The 18,382-nt window shown below is 72.3% G+C and carries 19 protein-coding genes; 11 read left to right on the top strand and 8 right to left on the bottom strand.

The genetic code is table 11. The features are described 5' to 3' along the window. Positions 1-117 precede the first annotated feature (117 nt). The 7 genes from AC1DP1_RS04610 (at position 118) to AC1DP1_RS04640 (ending at position 6,549) form a co-directional block, all read left to right on the top strand. Positions 118-1,623 carry a carbohydrate-binding domain-containing protein gene (locus tag AC1DP1_RS04610; RefSeq protein WP_477505843.1) on the top strand — a complete coding sequence of 502 codons (1,506 nt, stop codon included), beginning with the start codon at positions 118-120 and terminating at the stop codon, positions 1,621-1,623. Between the two features lie 264 nt (positions 1,624-1,887). After that, positions 1,888-2,070 (top strand): hypothetical protein, encoded by a 183-nt coding sequence (locus AC1DP1_RS04615; protein WP_477505844.1) that lies wholly within the window; start codon positions 1,888-1,890, stop codon positions 2,068-2,070. A 109-nt stretch (positions 2,071-2,179) separates the two neighbouring features. After that, the gene (locus AC1DP1_RS04620) at positions 2,180-3,127 is read left to right on the top strand and encodes a succinylglutamate desuccinylase/aspartoacylase family protein (protein WP_477505845.1); all 948 of its coding nucleotides are present in this window, start codon (positions 2,180-2,182) and stop codon (positions 3,125-3,127) included. 20 nt (positions 3,128-3,147) lie between these two features. After that, a complete protein-coding gene (locus AC1DP1_RS04625) occupies positions 3,148-4,347 on the top strand; it encodes a cysteine desulfurase-like protein (protein WP_477505846.1) in 1,200 nt (399 codons plus the stop codon). 104 nt (positions 4,348-4,451) lie between these two features. Next, a complete protein-coding gene (locus tag AC1DP1_RS04630) occupies positions 4,452-5,105 on the top strand; it encodes a hypothetical protein (protein WP_477505847.1) in 654 nt (217 codons plus the stop codon). A gap of 77 nt (positions 5,106-5,182) precedes the next feature. Next, a complete protein-coding gene (locus tag AC1DP1_RS04635) occupies positions 5,183-5,704 on the top strand; it encodes a SigE family RNA polymerase sigma factor (protein WP_457188087.1) in 522 nt (173 codons plus the stop codon). Continuing rightward, positions 5,701-6,549, top strand: a complete 849-nt coding sequence (locus AC1DP1_RS04640) for a hypothetical protein (RefSeq protein ID WP_477505848.1) — start codon at positions 5,701-5,703, stop codon at positions 6,547-6,549. Before AC1DP1_RS04635 ends, AC1DP1_RS04640 begins: the two co-directional genes overlap by 4 nt. A gap of 6 nt (positions 6,550-6,555) precedes the next feature. Here the strand turns inward: AC1DP1_RS04640 and AC1DP1_RS04645 are convergent, their stop codons facing one another. Beyond that, entirely contained in the window at positions 6,556-6,798 is a 243-nt protein-coding gene (locus tag AC1DP1_RS04645; protein WP_477505849.1) for a hypothetical protein, read from the bottom strand. Between the two features lie 217 nt (positions 6,799-7,015). Between AC1DP1_RS04645 and AC1DP1_RS04650 the strand changes: the two genes are divergently transcribed. Further along, positions 7,016-8,059 (top strand): DNA polymerase IV, encoded by a 1,044-nt coding sequence (locus tag AC1DP1_RS04650; RefSeq protein ID WP_477505850.1) that lies wholly within the window; start codon positions 7,016-7,018, stop codon positions 8,057-8,059. A 48-nt stretch (positions 8,060-8,107) separates the two neighbouring features. Here AC1DP1_RS04650 and AC1DP1_RS04655 read toward each other — a convergent pair whose 3' ends face one another. From AC1DP1_RS04655 to AC1DP1_RS04670, 4 genes are all read right to left on the bottom strand, one after another. Further along, on the bottom strand, positions 8,108-8,818 hold the full coding sequence (locus AC1DP1_RS04655; RefSeq protein ID WP_457192415.1) for a ZIP family metal transporter: 711 nt from the start codon (positions 8,816-8,818) through the stop codon (positions 8,108-8,110). Position 8,819: 1 nt separating this feature from the next. Continuing rightward, the gene (locus AC1DP1_RS04660) at positions 8,820-10,298 is read right to left on the bottom strand and encodes a peptide MFS transporter (protein WP_477505851.1); all 1,479 of its coding nucleotides are present in this window, start codon (positions 10,296-10,298) and stop codon (positions 8,820-8,822) included. Positions 10,299-10,374: 76 nt separating this feature from the next. Beyond that, on the bottom strand, positions 10,375-12,918 hold the full coding sequence (locus AC1DP1_RS04665; protein ID WP_477505852.1) for an ABC transporter permease: 2,544 nt from the start codon (positions 12,916-12,918) through the stop codon (positions 10,375-10,377). A gap of 3 nt (positions 12,919-12,921) precedes the next feature. Continuing rightward, positions 12,922-13,701, bottom strand: a complete 780-nt coding sequence (locus tag AC1DP1_RS04670; RefSeq protein ID WP_457192409.1) for an ABC transporter ATP-binding protein — start codon at positions 13,699-13,701, stop codon at positions 12,922-12,924. 115 nt (positions 13,702-13,816) lie between these two features. On the opposite strand from AC1DP1_RS04670, the gene AC1DP1_RS04675 reads away from it, so the two are divergent. After that, entirely contained in the window at positions 13,817-14,419 is a 603-nt protein-coding gene (locus AC1DP1_RS04675) for a LysE/ArgO family amino acid transporter (protein WP_457192408.1), read from the top strand. 50 nt (positions 14,420-14,469) lie between these two features. Here the strand turns inward: AC1DP1_RS04675 and AC1DP1_RS04680 are convergent, their stop codons facing one another. After that, positions 14,470-14,655 carry a hypothetical protein gene (locus tag AC1DP1_RS04680; RefSeq protein WP_457192406.1) on the bottom strand — a complete coding sequence of 62 codons (186 nt, stop codon included), beginning with the start codon at positions 14,653-14,655 and terminating at the stop codon, positions 14,470-14,472. Positions 14,656-14,702: 47 nt separating this feature from the next. Here AC1DP1_RS04680 and AC1DP1_RS04685 point away from each other — a divergent pair, with 47 nt between their 5' ends. Continuing rightward, positions 14,703-15,329, top strand: a complete 627-nt coding sequence (locus tag AC1DP1_RS04685) for a hypothetical protein (protein WP_477505853.1) — start codon at positions 14,703-14,705, stop codon at positions 15,327-15,329. Between the two features lie 51 nt (positions 15,330-15,380). Here AC1DP1_RS04685 and AC1DP1_RS04690 read toward each other — a convergent pair whose 3' ends face one another. Then, the gene (locus AC1DP1_RS04690) at positions 15,381-16,334 is read right to left on the bottom strand and encodes a helix-turn-helix transcriptional regulator (protein ID WP_477505854.1); all 954 of its coding nucleotides are present in this window, start codon (positions 16,332-16,334) and stop codon (positions 15,381-15,383) included. Positions 16,335-16,427: 93 nt separating this feature from the next. Between AC1DP1_RS04690 and AC1DP1_RS04695 the strand changes: the two genes are divergently transcribed. Further along, on the top strand, positions 16,428-17,111 hold the full coding sequence (locus AC1DP1_RS04695) for an alpha/beta fold hydrolase (protein WP_477505855.1): 684 nt from the start codon (positions 16,428-16,430) through the stop codon (positions 17,109-17,111). Positions 17,112-17,289: 178 nt separating this feature from the next. Here the strand turns inward: AC1DP1_RS04695 and AC1DP1_RS04700 are convergent, their stop codons facing one another. Next, positions 17,290-18,267 carry a serine/threonine-protein kinase gene (locus AC1DP1_RS04700; protein WP_477505856.1) on the bottom strand — a complete coding sequence of 326 codons (978 nt, stop codon included), beginning with the start codon at positions 18,265-18,267 and terminating at the stop codon, positions 17,290-17,292. Positions 18,268-18,382: the final 115 nt, after the last annotated feature.

The following is an 18,382-nucleotide window of genomic DNA, read 5'->3' on the forward strand; positions in this document are numbered from 1 at the left end:
AGGTTGTCGCTGGGCGCGGGGCTCACAGGAGACGCACAAGGTCAGCCCACCGCTCCGACAGGTGGGCCGAGCAGCATCGGGCTCACCAGACCAGATGCACTTCGGAAGGCAACACCCATGCGACTCACCACGCTCCGTCAGGCCGTCGCCGGCACGATGGCCGCCGCGCTCCTCGCGGGCTGCGGCGCCTCCGTCGCCAGCGACTCCACGTCCACCTCCTCGAGCACGTCGACCAGCTCGTCGACGAGCGGGGTCGTCAAGACCGACGCCACGACCGTCGAGGACGCCCTCGCCGACGACGTCGCCGTCGAGACCGGCGACACCTCCTACGACGAGGGCGACGCCACGGCGATCACGCTGTCCGGCTCGGGCGCCGACTCCGACAGCGACGCGGTCACCGTCGAGGACGGCACCGTCACCATCTCGGCCGCCGGCACCTACGTCCTGAGCGGCGAGCTGACCGGGCAGGTGGTCGTCGACAGCGCCGGCGACGGCGTCGTACGCCTCGTGCTCGACGACGCGACGATCACCTCCGAGACCACCGCCGCGATCGACGTCGTCGACGCCCAGTCGGTCGTGGTCGTCCTCGCCGACGGCAGCACCAACGCGCTGGCCGACGCGGCGACGTACGCCGACACGTCGGAGGACGCACCCACCGGCACCCTCTACTCGACGGCCGACCTGACCATCGGCGGCACCGGTTCGCTGACGGTCACCGGCAACAGCAACAACGGCATCGTCGGCAAGGACGGCCTGGTCATCACCGGCGGCACCATCGACGTGACGTCCGTCGACGACGGCATCCTCGGCAAGGACTACCTCGTCCTCACCGACGGCACCGTCACCGTCGACGCCGTCGGTGACACCTTCAAGTCCGACAACACCGAGGACGCCGGCTCCGGCTTCGTGCTCGTCGAGGGCGGCGAGCTCACTGTCACCTCCCAGGACGACGGCATCAAGGGCGTGCAGGTCCTGATCGCCGGCGGCACGGTCGACGTGGCCGGCTCCGACGAGGCGCTCGAGGGTTCGCTGATCGTCATCGACGACGGCGACGTCGAGCTGCACGCCGCCGACGACGGCGTCAACGCCGCCTCGTCGGACGACAGCGCCTCGACGGACGGGCAGCCCGGCGGCGCGATGGCGGCCGACGACTCGCTGGCCCTGTACGTCAACGGCGGCACGCTCGAGGTGTGGGCCAGCGGCGACGGCCTCGACTCCAACGGCAGCGCCACGATCACCGGCGGCGAGATCACCGTCTACGGCCCGACCACCGACGGCAACGCTGCGCTCGACGTGAACGGCACCTTCGACGTCAGCGGCGGCACCCTGATGGCGACCGGCAGCGCCGGGATGATGGTCGCCCCGTCGACCGACTCCGCCCAGGGGTGGATCGCGACCGCCCTCGGCACCACCGCGGCGGCCGGCTCGGAGGTCGTCATCACCAACGCCGACGGCGCCGAGGTGGCGGCGTACACGATCGCGAAGGACTTCGCCTCCGTCGTCTACTCGTCCGCGGACATCACCTCCGGCGAGAACTACACGGTCACCGTCGACGGCACCGCGACGACCGTCACCGCGGGCGAGGCGCCCGCGGGCGGCCACGGCGGCCCGATGGGCGGCTGACGTCCGGTCCCCACGCACCCGCTCCACTCCCACCACGTCACACGAAGGAACCCAGATGAACGACAGCCAGCTCCCGCCCGCCCCCGCCGGTTCCCCTCGGGCCGCAGGGCGGTCGCCGCGGGCGCCGTCGTCGCGGGACTAGCGATCGGCGGTGCCGGGTTCGGGGCCGGGTACGCCGTCGACGACGACGGCTCGGCCGACACCGCCACCACGCAGACTGGCACCGACTGGGACCGCGGCCAGCCCGGTGACGGCCGCGGGCCGATGGGCGACCTGGAGGGCCAGGTGCCCGGCGGCGGGATGGGCGGGCCTCCCGGTGACCTGACGCAGGGTGAGGGCGGCACGACCGACCAGGCGCCCGACTTCGACGGCGACGGGCAGCCCGACACGGACAACGACAGCGGGTCGACTTCCGACTCCGGCACGGACACTGCTCTGAACGGCTGACCCCACGATCCGCTCGCCCCGACCCCTCCGCCCCCGGGAGGCGGTCGGGGCGGGCCAGTGCGCGCACTACCCTGAGCGTCGTGATCGCCGCCGACCGGAGAGCCGCCTGATGGCGCGGGAGTCCTTTGCCATCGGCGGCGTGCGGATCCGCTCCGGCACGGTGCGCGCGCTCGAGCTGCCGATCACCCGGCTCGTCACCGGCGCCGACGTCACCCTTCCGGTGCGCGTGGTGCACGGACGCGAGGACGGCCCCCGCGTCTGGATCGACGCCGCGATCCACGGCGACGAGGTGGCCGGCGTCGAGGTCGTCCGCCAGGTGATGGCGGGCCTCGACCCCAAGACGTTCCGCGGCACCCTCGTCGCGGTCCCGATCGTCAACGTCCTCGGCTTCATGACCGGCGACCGCTACCTCCCCGACCGCCGCGACCTCAACCGCTCCTTCCCCGGCTCGCCGCGCGGGTCGCTCGCCAGCCGGATCGCCCACCTCTTCATGCGCGAGATCGTCGCCGGCTGCGAGGTGGGCATCGACCTGCACACCGGCTCCGACCGCCGCAGCAACCTCCCGCAGGTCCGCGCCGACCTCGACGACCCCCGCACCCGCGAGCTGGCCGCCGCCTTCGGCGCGCCCGTGATGCTCCACGCGGGGATCCGCGACGGGTCGCTGCGCCACGCCGCCGGCGAGCACGGTGCGAAGGTGCTGCTCTACGAAGCCGGCGAGAACCTCCGCTTCGACGACTACGCCGTCTCGGCCGGCGTGATCGGCGTACGCCGTGTGCTGGCCGCGCTCGGCATGACCGACCCGGTCGACGAGCCCCCCGTCGAGCCGAGCCTGGAGTGCCGCTCCAGCGGCTGGGTCCGCGCCCGGCGCACGGGCATCCTGCACCTCGACGCGCACCTGGGCCAGAAGGTCAGCGACGGGGAGCGGCTCGGCACCCTCTTCGACTCCTTCGGCAAGACCCTCCGCGCGGTCTACTCCAACCGCGACGGCATCGTGATCGGCCGGACCGAGGCCCCGCTGGTCAACTCCGGTGACGCCGTGGTGCACATCGCGTCCTGAGCGTCTGGTTGAGTGCGGGGGTGTCCGCCTTCGACGTCTCCGCCTTCCGTGCCGGGTTCCCCTCGCTCGACTCGGGCATCGCCCACTTCGACAACCCCGGCGGGACCCAGACCCCGCGGGTGGTCGGCGACGCGATCGTCCGCACGCTGACGGGTCCGCTGTCCCAGCGCGGCTCGGCACTCGTCAGCCAGCGCAACGCCGAGGCCGCGGTCGCCGGCTACCGCTCCGCAGTCGCCGACCTCGTCGGCGGTGACCCGGGCGGCGTGGTCCACGGCCGCAGCGCCACCGCACTGACGTACGACGTCTCGCGCACGCTGGCGCGCACGTGGTCACCCGGCGACGAGATCGTTCTCTGCGAGCTCGACCACGACTCCAACGTGCGTCCGTGGATCCAGGCCGCCGAGCGGGCCGGCGTGACCGTGCGGTGGCTGCGCCTCGACCCGGCGACCGCCGAGCTCGACCTGTCCTCGCTCGAGGAGATCACCTCGCGGACGCGCCTCGTGGCGCTCACCGCGGCCTCCAACCTCCTCGGCACCCGACCCCCGGTCGCGACCGTCGCCGCCCGGGCGCACGAGGTCGGCGCGCTCGTCCACGTCGACGCGGTGCACCACACCGCGCACGCCGCACCCGACATCACCGCGATGGGTGCCGACTTCCTGGTGTGCTCGGCCTACAAGTTCTTCGGACCCCACTGCGGCTCGCTCGTCGCGGACCCCGCCCTGCTCGAGACGCTGCGGCCCGACAAGCTGCTGCCCTCGACCGACGTGGTGCCCGAGCGGTTCGAGCTCGGCACGCTGCCGTACGAGCTGCTGGCCGGCGTCACCGCCGCGGTCGACCTGATCGCCTCCGTCGGCTCGGGCGGCACGCGGCGCTCGCAGCTGGTCTCGGCGGCCGCGCTGATCGCCGAGCACGAGCTGCGGCTGCGGACCCGGATCGAGGAGGGGCTGGCGTCGCTCGGCGACCGGCTCACCCTCCACTCCCGGGCGGCCGACCGCACCTCGACCCTCTTCCTCACCCTGCGCGACCGCTCGCCGCTCGACGTCTTCGAGCACCTCGCCAAGCGGGACGTGCTCGTGCCGGCCGGCACGTTCTACGCCCACGAGACCTTCCGCGCCCTCGGCCTCTCCGTCGACTCCGGGCTCCGGATCGGGCTGGCCGCCTACAACGACGACTCGGACGTCGACCGGCTGCTCGAGGGGCTGGCGGAGGCTCTCGGCTGACGCGCTTCCCGTGCGGGCCGCCACCGACCGAACCGACCAGCGCGCTCGCAGCGTTGAAGGTCGGGAACGGTTCCCGATGATGAGGCCCGGAAGAGGGTGGCGAGATGCGCAGGCTGACGCGTCCCAGGATGCAGATCGGCTGGAGGACCTGGCTCGGGATCGGGCTCGTGGGGCCGTTGGTCGCGGGGGTGGCGATGATGCCCTCCAACGCCTCCGACGTGGGCGATCCCGCCCAGCTCGAGCAAGACCAGCACGACGGCGACCACGACCACGCGGCGATGACCGCGGGCCTGCAGGACGACCTGGCCCGGGTCCGCAGGGCCACCGCGAGGTACCACCGGGTGGAGGCTGCCGAGGCGGCCGGCTACCGGCTCGGGTGGGTCAACGGCGCGGGCAGGCTGATCGTCAACACCTGCATCGCCCGCCCGGCTGGCGCTGGCGGCGGCGCGATGGGGTTCCACTACTTCAACGCGGACCTGATGGCCACCGACGAGGTCGACGTCCTCCGACCTGAGGTCCTGGTCTACGCACCGGACGACGACGGTCGCCTGCACCTGGCCGCCGTCGAGTGGGTGGCCCGGAGCGCCACCTCCAACCCTCCCGGGGTCTCGACCGCCCCGTCGGTGCTCGGGATGCCGATGCACATCATCGCTCCCGCACCGGCCGGGCCGGCGTTCTACCTGACCCACGCATGGATCTGGAGGGAGAACCCGGCCGGGATGTTCGCCGACTGGAATCCGGACGTGAGCTGCGACTGATCCCTCTGGCGCCGACGAACCGGATCGCAGGACCATCGCGTTGAGGGGTTGATACCCACGACGCGAGGGGGTGACCCATGGGCCTCGACCGGGACCTCGACCAGGACTTCGCCGAGTTCGTCGGCGCCCGCTGGACCTCGCTCTACCGACTGGCCTACCTGCTGGCGGCCTCGCCCGCGGGCGCGGAGGACCTGTTGCAGACCACCTTGGAGAAGGCGTACATGGGCTGGGGGCGGATCAGCGCCATGGAGTACCCGGAGGCCTACGTGCGCCGCATGATCACCACGACCCTGGTGTCCAGCCGCCGTCGGGCCTGGAACCGGGAGCGCCCCACCGAGCACCTCCCCGAGACCGGCGCCGACTCCGGTGAGCTCGGCACCCTCGACAGGTCCCTCCTCTGGCCGCTGGTCTGCGCGCTCCCGGAGCGGCAGCGTGCGGTGATCGTGCTCCGCTACTACGAGGACATGTCGGAGGCGCAGATCGCGCAGACGATGGGCTGCGCGGCAGGCACGGTGAAGTCGCAGTCCTCGGCAGCCATGGCAGCGCTGCGCCGGGCGCTCGTGGCGTCGGGCGTCGTCCAGGAAGTGGGTGGGGCATGAGCCTCGACGAGGAGCTGCGCACGACCCTCGGCCTCGAGGCCGAGCTGCACACCGTGCCCCCGCCCGACGTGGTCCGCCTGATCCAGGGGGGCCGGGCCCGGCGGCGCCGCCGGACGCTCGTACGCGCCGCGGTGGCCGTTGCGGCGACCGTGGCCGTCGGAGCAGCGACCCTGGGCTACGTGACACTCGATCCGCGAGCGGGGGGTGAGGTGGTGTCGCCTCCGAGCCCCACCCCCCGGCCAGATCTCGAGACCTACTCGGACGACGGTCGCGCCACGCTGGAGCCCGGCACCTACCGGATGCTCGCCGGACTCCGACCGGACGGTACGCCGGTCGATGTCGACGTCACCGTCGACGGGCCCAACTGGAAGCACGGCGACTTCCCGCTGTTGTCCGACGGGTCCGGCTCGGCACACGCAGGCTTCGGCATCTACCAGGCATTCTCGCTGGCGTCGGGCGACGGCTGCGTGACCGGCCCGACCGTCGCGGCGTCCTCCCCCACGCCGACGGCCCTGGCCGCCCAGCTCGCCGGGCTCCCGCGCAGCACCGTCCTGAGCCCTCCCCGACCAGCGCAGGTTCTGGGCCGCGGCGCCGTCCACCTGCGACTGCGCATCCGCGTCGCGTGTCCCAGCTACTACCGCGTCGCACACACCGCCGGTGGGAACCGCGGCATGACCTACGCCCCCAACGGGCTGCCGGACGATGTCGTCATCGACTTCTGGGTGCTCCGCGCCGGCGGCGTCGTGCTCGTGGTGGACGAGTGGCACGACGTCGACGCGCCGGCGGACCTGCGGGAACGGGCCCAGGAAGCGCGGAAGTCGATCAGGTTCGTCGCGGACGGCTGAGGCGGCTCAGTCCTGGCGACCGCCGTCGACCTGCTCGGCGACCTCCTCCGACCCCGCACCCTCCTCGTGGGCGCTGGAGTCGAGGCCGTCGGTGTCGACCATGTCGCCGACGGTGGCGTTGCCCGCGGGCTCGGCATCGAGCGCGCGCTGCCGGTCGGCGTCGCTGACCCGCTCGCCGGCACCGGGGAAGACGGACTCCTCGGGGTGCTCGGCGTAGGGGTCGGGCCCGGCCTGCTCGTCGCTCGTCATGGCTTCGACCGTACGCCGACGGCGTACCGCGGCACCCCTCCCTGAGGGTGGCGGCAGATCGCAGCTCCAGGGTGCGGGTCCGCGCGATGTGCCGCCACCCCCACCAGGACCCCCGCGAAGGTGGCGGCAGATCGCGGCCCGACCCCGCCGTTGCCTGCAAGGTGCCGCCACCCCCGAGCGGCGCACCGGTGTCGGAACGTCGGGCCAGAATGGGCGGATGCCGCAGCACTGGGTGCTCCACGTCGACATGGACCAGTTCCTCGTCGCCGTCGAGCTGCTGCGCCGCCCAGAGCTGGTCGGGCTGCCGGTGGTGGTCGGCGGGCGGGGCGACCCGACCGAGCGGGCGGTGGTGTCGACGGCGTCCTACGAGGCCCGCGCCCACGGCGTCCGCAGCGGGCTGGCGCTCAAGCTGGCCAAGCGGCGCTCGCCCGACGCGGTGTTCCTGCCGGTCGACTTCCCGGTCTACGAGGCTGCGTCGGCGCAGGTGATGGAGACGCTGCGCGCGACGCCGGGCGCCGTGGTCGAGGTGCTCGGGTGGGACGAGGCGTTCGTGGGGGTGGAGACCGACGACCCGGTGGCCACCGCGCGGCAGGTGCAGGCGGCGGTGCTCGAGGCGACCGGCCTCCACTGCTCGGTCGGCATCGGCGACACGTTGGTCCGGGCCAAGATCGCGACCGACTTCGGCAAGCCGCAGGGCGTCTTCGAGCTCACCCGCGACAACTGGATGGAGGTCATGGGCGAACGGCCGACGACCGCCCTGTGGGGCGTCGGCTCGAAGATCTCCAAGCGGCTGGAGGGGATCGGGATCCGCACCGTGGCCGACCTCGCGGGCACCGACGACGAGCCGCTCGTCGCCGCGTTCGGGCCGACCAACGGACCCCACCTCGGCCGGCTCGGTCGCGGCGGCGGGCGGTCACGCCCTGACGACACCCCGTGGGTGGCGCGCGCCCACGGCCGGGAGACGACCTACCAGGCCGACCTGCTCACGCCCGACGACGTACGCACCGCGCTGCGGGAGCTCGCCACGCGGGTCGTCGACGACGTCCGCAAGGAGGAGCGGGCGGTGCAGCGGGTGCACCTCAAGGTCCGCTTCGCGCCGTTCTTCACCTTCACCCGCATCCGCAAGCTCCCCGAGGCGACGTACGACGTCGAGGTGATCGCGCGGACGGCCTTCGAGCTCTACCTCGCGCTCGCCGACGACCGGCCGGTGCGTCTGCTCGGTGTGCGCGGCGAGATGGTCCCGCCCGAGGGCGGCTACTGACCGGAGCGCGGAGTCCTGAGGTCACCGGATGACGCCAGGACTCCGCGATCATCCGCCGAGCAGCGACAGCCCCGCTGCCAGCGCGAAGCCGGCGACGGTCGCCAGACCCGCCCAGTCCTTCGCCTTCTCCTTGGCCTCGGGCACCATCGAGTCGATCAGCATCGTCAGCAGTGCACCCGCGGCGAACCCGTCGACGAACGCCTGCGCATCGCTGGAGACAGCGTCCGCGAGCGCGGTGCCGGCGACGGTGGCGAGCGCACAGCACACCGCGACCACCGTCCACAGGACGACCACCGAGCGCCGCGACCGCCCGGCGGACCGCATGTCGGCGGCCGAGCCGATCGCCTCCGGCAGGTTGGAGGCGAAGATCGCGACCACCAGCGCGGCGCTCACGCCCTGCCCCGACGCGATGCCGATGCCGAGCACGGCCTGTTCCGGGATGCCGTCGAGGAAGGCCCCCACCGCCAGCGGCGCACCGGCGGCGGAGCCACCCGAGCGTCCGCCCCACCTCTCGACCAGGCGGTCGGCCGTGAAGTAGGTCAGCCCGCCGAGCGCCAGCCCACCGGCGACGGCGTACGTACTGCCGATCCGCAGGCCCTCCTCGGCCAGCTCGAACGAGACGCTGGCGATCAGCGCGCCGGCACCGAAGCCGAGCACCAGCCCGACGACGGTCGCCGACCACGTGCGTACGAGCGCGAGGACGGCGCCGACCACCAGCGAGCTGGCGGCCAGCGCACCCCACCCGAGCGCCTCGAGCACGTCAGTCGACGCCCGCCATGAGGCGGTGGATCGGCTTCGACGCGAGCATCACCACGACGCCGGTGACGACCGACGCGAGGCCGATCGAGAGGAAGAACGGCGCCTCGTCCGTGGCGTCGTAGTAGCCGGCCAGGATCCCCGCCAGGGCCGTGCCGAGCGCGATGGACAGGAAGTAGAGCGCAACCATCTGCGTCAGGTACTTCTTCGGTCCCAGCTTGGTCGTCGCGCTCAGGCCGACCGGGGAGATGAGCAGCTCGGCCACGGTGAAGATGAGCAGGATGCCGGCCAGGCCGAGCAGCGGGACGGTGTTCTCGCCGGGCGGCATCAGCAGGAAGGCGAAGAACGCCACGCCCATGAGCGCCGTGCCGGCACCGAACTTGATCGGCGTGATCGGCTGGCGGTCGCCCAGCTTGGTCCACAGCGCGGCGAAGGCGCCGGCCAGGACGATGATGAAGACCGGGTTGATGCTGTTGACCCACGAGATCGGCATCTCCCAGCCGAAGATGTCGCGGTCGAGCCGCTTGTCCGCGTAGAGGGTCACGACGGTGAACTGCTGCTGGTAGAGGGACCAGAACACGACGTTGCAGACGAACAGCGGGATGAACGCGAAGATCCGGCTGCGCTCGGCGCCCTTCACGTCCTTGTCGGAGAGGATCCGCGCGAAGTAGGCGATCGCGGCGAGCAGGCTGATGCCGATGACGATGTCGGCCAGCCGTTCGGCGGTGATCACCTCGACCCACACCAGCACGCCGACCAGCGCAAGCACGGCCACGGCGCCGACGACGTACACCACGCGCCGGTCCGCCGGCAGCGGGTTGGCGACGTGGTGGGTCTCCTCCGGGAGGTTCTTGCGGGTGAGCGCGTACTGGGTGAGGCCGATCGCCATGCCGACCGCAGCAGCGGCGAAGCCCCAGTGGAAGCCGGCCTCCTTCTGCAGCAGGCCGGTCAGCAGCGGGCCGAGCAGGGCACCGATGTTGATGCCCATGTAGAACAGCGAGAAGCCCGCGTCGCGGCGCGGGTCGTGCTCGTCGTAGAGCGACCCGACCAGCGAGGTGGCGTTGGCCTTCACGCCGCCGGAGCCGAGGGCGATCAGCACCAGGCCGAGCCCGACGCCGGCGAGGTCGGGCACGACCGCGAGGGCGATGTGGCCCGCCATCACGCAGATCGCGGCGTAGAAGAGGGTGCGCTCGGGACCGATCAGCCGGTCGGCGAGCCAGGCGCCCAGGATGGTGGAGAGGTAGACCGCACCGCCGTAGGCCCCGACGATGCCGGTCGCCACGGCCTCGTCGATGCCGAGGCCGCCCTGGGCGGCGGAGTAGTAGAGGTAGATGAGCAGGATGCCCTGCATGCCGTAGAAGCTGAACCGCTCCCACAGCTCCACCCCGAACAGGTTCGCCAGCACACGGGGCTGGCCGAAGAAGCCGGTGTCGGACCGGCTCTGCGCGCCGCTCCCGTGCGTGTTCTGTTGTAGGTCACTCACCTCTTCACCGTGCCATCGTTCCCCGGGTGTGTCAGCACCCGGGGTCCGAAGGGGTGAGCCGCCTCACGAGCAGCGGCTACTCCGTGGCGATCGCGTCGAGCACCTTCATCCGGGACGCCCGGATGGCGGGGACGATCGCGGCGAGCACGCCGAACACGACGGCGATGACCAGGAAGACCACCAGCGATCCGAGCGGCAGCGAGAGCACCGTGAGGTCCTCCGACAGCGACTGGCGCAGCGCGACCCCGATCAGCAGCCCGACCGCCAGCCCGAGGACCGCGCCGAGCACCGCGATGGCGATCGACTCCAGCGTGATCATCAGGCGCAGGCGCCGCCGCGACAGGCCCACCGCACGGAGCAGCCCCACCTCGCGGGTGCGCTCGATGACGCTGAGGCCGAGGGTGTTGACGATGCCGATCACCGCGATGATCACCGCCAGCGCCAGCAGGCCGTAGATCATGAACAGCAGCTGGTTGACCTGCTGCTTGATCAGGTCGGCGAAGCCCTCCTTGTCCTGCACCGTCACGATCGGCAGGTCCTCCACGACCGCGTCGAGCGCGTCGTGCACCTCGTCGACGTCGGCACCCGGGGCGACGTTGATGCTGAGCATGCTGTCGTTGCGCCGAAGACCGACGTCCTCCAGGACCGTGATGGGCAGGGTCACGCCCTGGGTGATCGGGGTGTCCTCGAAGATGCCGACGACCTCGAGGTCGACCGTCTGCCCACCGGGGAACGCCATCGGCAGCGACGTGCCGACGTCGGCGTCGAGGTCTGCGGCCGTCGACGCGCTGAGGATCGTCTGGTCGCCGCTCATCTGCTGCGTCCCGCGCCGCATGTCGAGCTCGTAGATGTCGCCGAACGTCTCGTCGACGCCCATCACGAAGGTCTGGTCCTTCTTGACCAACGCCACCGAGCCCTGCATCCGCGACACCGTGCCGACGCCGTCGACCTCGGCCATCTCGTCTCCCACCTTGGTGGGGAAGCCCTGGAAGCTCGGGGACTGGACCAGGAAGTCGCTGCGGAACTCGCGGTCGACGAGCTCGTCGTTGGTCGCGCTGAGCGACGAGGCCAGCACGCCGACGGCCGAGACCACGGCGAGGCCGATCATCAGCGCCGACGCCGTGGCGCCCGTACGACGCGGGTTGCGCAGCGCGTTCTCGCCGGCGAGCTTGCCGCTGGTGCCGAACAGCTTGCCGAAGACCGCCCGGCAGGCCAGCAGGACGGGCCGCCCGAGGATCGGCGCCATGACGGCGACGGTGATCACCCAGATCACCGCGCCCGCGCCGATCCAGGCCGCGTCGGCACCGGGGGCGCCGACCAGGCCGGCTGCCATGAGCGCGGCGCCCACGAGCAGGGCGATCGTGCCGAGGACGAGCCGGCGACGGCCGAGTGCCTTCTCCTGCACCGTCAGGTCGTCACGCAGGGCGGCGACCGGCGGCACCTTGGCGGCGCGCCGGGCCGGCACGAAGGCCGCGACCATCGTCACGCTGATGCCCACGACGTAGGCGGCGATGACCGTCGCGGGCGTCAGCACCAGCACGTCACCGGCGATGTCGAGCCCCTGCGAGCGGAAGACTGCGGCGAGGCCGCGCGCGAGGCCGAGCCCGACCAGGAGCCCGAGGGTGGAGCCCAGCAGCGCCATCAGGAACGCCTCGATGAGGACGGACCGCGTCACCTGGCGGCGGCTCGCCCCGAGCGCACGCAACAGCGCCGACTCGCGGACCCGCTGCGAGACCAGGATCGAGAAGGTGTTGAAGATGATGAAGGCGCCCACGACGATCGCGATCACCGCGAAGGCGATCAGGAAGTAGCTGATGACGTCGAGGAACTGGCCGATCTGCTCGTCGGACTCGTCGATCACCTCCTGGCCGGTGACGGCGGTGAAGCCGTCGGGCAGGACGGTCTTGGCGGCGTCGGCGAGCTCGGTCTGGCTGACCCCCTCGGCGGCCGTGAGGCTCACGGTCGTGAAGGCGTCCTCGCCGTCGAGGAAGAGGTCCTGCGCAGCGCTGGTCTCGAGCAGCGCGAGGGTGGCGCCGGCGGTGCCACCGCCGTTGAAGTTGGAGGTGCCGACGAGCTCGAACGTCTGGCGCAGCTCACCGGTCGGCAGCAGGAGGGTGACCTCGTCGCCGACCTCGTAGTCGCCGCGCTCGGCCGAGGAGACGTCGAGGTTGATCTGGCCGGGCTGGTCGGGCCACTCGCCGGACTCGAGGATCAGGATCGGGTCGCCCGCGGCGTTGACGCTGTCGTAGTAGTTGAACACCAGCGTGGGCGCGCCGGTGCCGCCGACGAGCTTGCCGTCCTTGCCGAGCAGGTAGGCACCGACGCCGTCGACGGACCCGTCGGCGGCGGCGACCTCGGGCAGCTCGGCCAGCCGGTCGACGACCTGCGGCTCCACCAGCTTGGTCGTGCCGGCGCCGGAGGCCTGGAACGACACCTCGCCCTCGGTGCGGACGATCGCGTCGGAGGTGGACCCCTCGATGATGTTGTCGAAGGTCGCGCCCAGGCCGTGGCTGAAGGTCAGGACGCCGGCGAGGAAGCCGATGCCGAGCACGATGGCCAGCGTGCTCATGACCAGGCGGACCTTGCGGGCCACCAGGTTGCGCCAGGTGAGTCGGAACACCGCTCAGCCCGCCTTGCGCGCGGCGGCGTCGTGCAGGGCGCCCATCCGCTCGAGGATCGCGTCGCGGTCGGGGTTGCGCAGCTCGTCGACGACCTTGCCGTCGGCGAGGAACAGCACCCGGTCGCTGTACGACGCCGCGACGGGGTCGTGCGTGACCATGACGACCGTCTGGCCGAACTCGTCGACGCTGCGGCGCAGGAAGCCCAGCACCTCGGCGGAGCTGGTGGAGTCGAGGTTGCCGGTGGGCTCGTCGGCGAAGACGATCGACGGGCGGCTCACGAGCGCCCGGGCGCACGCCACCCGCTGCTGCTGGCCGCCCGACATCTCGCTGGGCCGGTGGCTCAGGCGCGGGCGCAGGCCAACGGCGTCGATGACCTGGTCGAACCACGCCTGGTCGGCCTTCTTCCCGGCCAGGTCGAGCGGCAGCAGGATGTTCTCCTTGGCCGTCAGGGTCGGCACGAGGTTGAACGCCTGGAACACGAAGCCGATGCGGTCGCGGCGCAGGTTGGTCAGCGCCTTGTCCTTCAGCTTGCCGAGCGCGGTGCCGTCGACGACGGCCTCGCCGGAGGTCGGGGTGTCGAGCGCCGCCAGGCAATGCATCAGCGTGGACTTGCCGGATCCCGAGGGACCCATGATGGCGGTGAACTCCCCCTTCATCAGGTCGACGGTCACCCCATCGAGGGCACGGACCTCGGCCTCCTCCGTGCCGTAGACCTTCACCAGGTCCTGTGCGCTTGCCGCGACGCCCTGCAGCGCCGCCCCTCCCGTGGGCTGCTCAGTCATGGGAGGAGTCTGGCAGGGGCCTCCGACGTCCTGCCATGGGATAACACCCGCAGACGACCCTGACATCTGTCAGGGGTCGCTCGGGGTCTGGACCGGTGGCCCTAGGTTGAGCCGCGTGGGTGACGTCGTCGCGGGGCTGCTGACGGGCCTGTCCCTGATCGTGGCGATCGGCGCGCAGAACGCGTTCGTGCTCCGGCAGGGACTGCGCCGCAGCCACGTGGGGCTGGTCGTCGCGATCTGTGCGCTGTCCGACGTCGTGCTGATCCTCGCGGGCGTCGCCGGCATCGGCGTGCTCGTCGACCGCGCCCCCTGGGCCGTCGAGGCGGTCCGCTGGCTCGGCGTCGCGTTCCTCACCGTCTACGGTGTGGCCTCCCTTCTGCGCGCCCGACGCGCGGAGGCCCTCGACGCCGGCGACGGCGTGGTCGAGGCACGACGCGGGGTGGTGGGTCGCGCAGTCGCCCTCACCTGGCTCAACCCGCACGTCTACCTCGACACCGTGCTCCTGCTCGGGTCGATCGCCGGGACCCACGGCACACCCGGGCGCTGGTGGTTCGCACTCGGCGCCTGCGTGGCGAGCATCGCGTGGTTCGCCGGCCTCGGGTACGGCGCCCGGCTGGCCGCCCCGCGCCTGGCCAGCCCCCGCTCCTGGCAGGTGCTCGACGTGCTGGTCGGCCTGGTGATGCTGGCGATCGCCGTACGCCTCGCGCTCGGCGCGTGATCGTCGTACGCCCTCCCGGCCCGGGTCGCCGGAACCGGCGGTGCGGCTGCTCACTCCGAGGTGGGGTCGCCCTCGGCCGGCTGGCGTGCGACGGCCTCGTCGTGGCGGGCGTGGAGCCGGTCCCGGACCTCGGACGGCTCGTAGTGGCGACGCACCCGCTCGTCGCGCGCGACGGCGGCACCGGTGGCCACGCCGGCCAGGATCCCGGCCAGTCCGACCCACTTCCACACGCGCATGGTTGGAGCCTAGTGGTCGGCGTGCGTCGATCGTGCAGACTGCGCGCATGACCCTGAGCCTCGACCAGGCGGTGGACCTCACCCGCAGCGGCGACATCTGGTTGTTCCGCGGTCGTCGGGCACCGGACCGGGCGATCCGCGCGGTCACCAACTCGCCGGTCAACCACGTCGGCATGGCGGTGGTCGTGGACGACCTGCCGCCGCTGATCTTCCACGCCGAGCTCGGGAAGAAGCAGCCCGACATGTGGACCGGCGACCACCACCGAGGCGTGCAGCTGCACGACCTGCGCGAGGCCGTGACGCGGTGGCAGGTCGAGTACGACCAGGACGCCTGGGTCCGCCAGCTCGACCCGCAGATCGGCCAGTCCGAGGAGGACGGGATGCTGCGAACCGTCGCGCGGCTCGACGGGGTCTCCTTCCCCAGCCTGACCCGGCTGGGCGCTCGGTGGCTCCGCGGCCGCGACGCCTACGTCCCGCAGCGCAAGCGCGGTCAGCGCGTCACCCCGGAGGCGGCGTTCTGCGCCGAGATCGTGGCCAGCTGCTACATCGAGATGGGCATCCTCCGCGACGACCGGCGCGCGACCTGGTACGACCCGGGCAAGTTCTGGAGCGGCGACTACCTGCCGATCTCGCCGGGCTGGAGCCTCGGCAAGGAGGTCGCGGTCAGTCGCTGACCGAGTCGAGTGCGGAGGTGGTCGTGCTCGACACATGGCCGCGCACTCGACTCACTCGATCGAGCGCGCCAGCCGCTCGGCCACCGTCGCGACCGCGGCCCGGAGCTCGGGACCGCCCACCACCGTGAACGGGAGCGGGACGTGGGCGAGCCACTCACCGGCGTACGCCTCCGGGTTGCTGGTGCTGCCGACCAGCTCGCAGCGGCCGTCGGGCAGCTCGCGCAGGTCGCCCAGCGTGGGCCGGATCCAGGGCCGCACCTCGGCCAGTGGCAGGTCGAAGACGAGGTGGGTGTCGTGCTCCCACCCCTTGCCGAGGTTGGCCTCGAGCTCGGCCGCCGGATCGAGGTCGGCCGGCACCTCGAAGGTGCCCGCGAGCTGCTCCACCTCGGTGATCCGGTCGATGCGGAAGGTCCGCAGCGCATCGGCGTGGTGCGAGTGGCACAGCAGGTACCACCGTCCGTAGCGCACCACCACCGACCACGGGTCCACCTCGAAGGTCCGGGCGTTGCCGGCCGCCGTGCGGTAACCGATCCGCACCTGCTGCTGGGCGGCGACCGCGGCGACCAGCCCGCTCGTGACCTCCGGGTCGGGCCGGACCGACGCCCTCTCGGGCACGGTGCGCGCGGTCTCCCGCACCGCGGCCGCCTGCCGCGCGACGTTGGTCGGCAGCACGCGCAGGATCTTGCCGAGCGCGGAGCCCACCGGGTCGGCGGGGTCGGCGACCGCGTGCTGGGAGTCCAGGGCGGCCATCACCAGCCCGAGCGCCTCGGTCGCCGAGAAGACCAGCGGCGGCAGTCGGAGCCCGCGCCCCAGCGTGTAGCCGCCGTAGGGACCACGCGTGGACTCGATCGGGATGTCGGCCTCGCGCAGGATCGCGACGTAGCGCCGCGCGGCGCGCTCGGTGACGCCGAGGCGCTCGGCCAGCTCCGCGGCGGTGACCCCCGGTCGGGCCTGCAGGACATCGAGCGCCCGCAGCGCCCGCGCGGTCGGACTGATCTCGCTCATAGGAGCATCGTGGCACCGGTTCCGGACGTGGAGCGTCCGGAAAGGCCCCTAACGTGTGCGGTGAGGGTCGACCACACCGATCAAGGAGAACTCATGGACATCGTGCTCATCGCCGGACTCTGGCTCGACGGCACGGCCTGGGACGACGTGCTGCCCGAGCTCGAGCGGCTCGGCCACCGTGGCATCCCGGTGACGCTGCCGGGACAGGGCGACGGCGCCAGCTCGGCGACGTACGACGACCAGGCGGACGCGGTCGTCGCAGCCGTCGACGCGGCCGACGGGTCACCCCTCGTCGTGGGCCACTCCGCGGCGTCGACGCTGGCGTGGGTGGCGGCCGACCGGCGGCCGGACGCCGTGACCGGGGTGGTCCTGATCGGCGGCTTCCCGACGACCGGCGGCAACGCCTACGCCGACTTCTTCGACACCGACGGCGACGCGGTGCCGTTCCCCGGCTGGGAGCCGTTCGCCGGCCCGGACTCCGACGACATGTCGCCCGAGCTGAAGGCGGAGGTGGCGGCGTCCACCCACCCGGTGCCCGCGGGCGTCACCAAGGGCACGGTGCACTGGACCGACGAGCGTCGCCACGGCGTACCGCTCACGCTGGTGTGCCCGGAGTTCAGCCCCGCCCAGGCGCAGGAGTGGATCGACTCCGGTGACGTGCCCGAGCTGGCCGACGCCACGGCGTTGGAGCTCGTCGACCTCGAGTCCGGCCACTGGCCGATGTTCACCCAGCCGGCCGCCCTGGCGGCGCTGGTCGACGCGGCGACCAAGCGCTAGACCCCCGGCTGGGCGGTGCGTGAGCCACAACCGGACCGCGCGGAATGTGGCTGGACCACCGCCCGGTCGCGTGTCGGCGTACGACGCTCCCGCGGGCGGTGCGTGACCCACATTCCGACCCCGCGGAATGTGGCTGGGACACCGCCCGTCGGGGCGGCACACGAAGACCCGGAGGTCCTCAGTCGAGGAGCTCCTCGGGCGCGGCGGCCATGGTGGGGAGGTCGAGGGGCGCGCGGTCGGCCGGCTTGACGGCCTCGAGGGGCGTCGACGGCGTCAGCGGCGTGACCGGCAGGACGACGTAGCCGCCGCTGGGCACGCCGGAGGCGAGGTCCACGTCGACGTCGGCGAGCTCGGCCGGGGCGACGCCCAGGAGCACGGCGACGGCGAGGGCGTTCTCGGGGCGGTCGGTGGGGTCCTTTTCCAGCAGGCTCGCCACGACGTTGCGCAGGTCCTCGGGCACCTCGTCGCCCAGCGGCGGCGGGGGCTCGTTGACGTGGCACATCGCGGTCGCGATCGGGGTGCCGCGGTCGAAGGGCCGCTTGCCGGTGAGCATCTCGTGGGCGACCACGCCGAGGGCGTAGAGGTCGCTGGCACCGGTGGCCTGCTGCCCGATCGCCTGCTCGGGGCTGATGTAGTTGGGCGTCCCGAGCATCTCGCCGACGCGGGTGTGGCCGATGGTGTCGATCGCGCGGGCGATGCCGAAGTCGGTCAGCTTCACCAGGCCGTCCTCGCGCACGAGGATGTTGGCGGGCTTCACGTCCCGGTGCACGACACCGGCCTCGTGGGCGGTGCCGAGCGCGAGCGCGGCCTGGCCGAGGATCGACCGCACGGGCTCGGGCTGCATCGCACCCTGCTCGCGGATGATCGCCGACAGGGGCAGCCCCTGGACGAGCTCCATCACGAGGTAGGTGAGGTGGTCGTCCTCGCCGTAGTCGAAGACGGTGGTGATGTTGGGGTGCAGGAGGGCAGCCGAGTGGAGGGCCTCGTCGCGGAACCGCTCCGCGAAGATCTCCTCGTTGTCGGGGTCGGCGCGCATGACCTTGACCGCGACGTCGCGCTTGAGCACGTCGTCCAGCCCGCGCCACACGTCGGCCATGCCGCCGGAGGCGATGCGGGCCTGCAGGACGTAGCGGTCCCCGAGACGGAGTCCTTCCACGAGCCTCTGCATCGGGCGGTGTCCCACTTCTCTCGAAACAGGTGCGCAAGAGCGCACCAGCGGCCGAGATTACTCCGACTTCCGGCTGATCCGGCCTTTTCCGCAGCCAGGCCCA

Source organism: Nocardioides sp. P4_G10, from assembly GCF_056401175.1.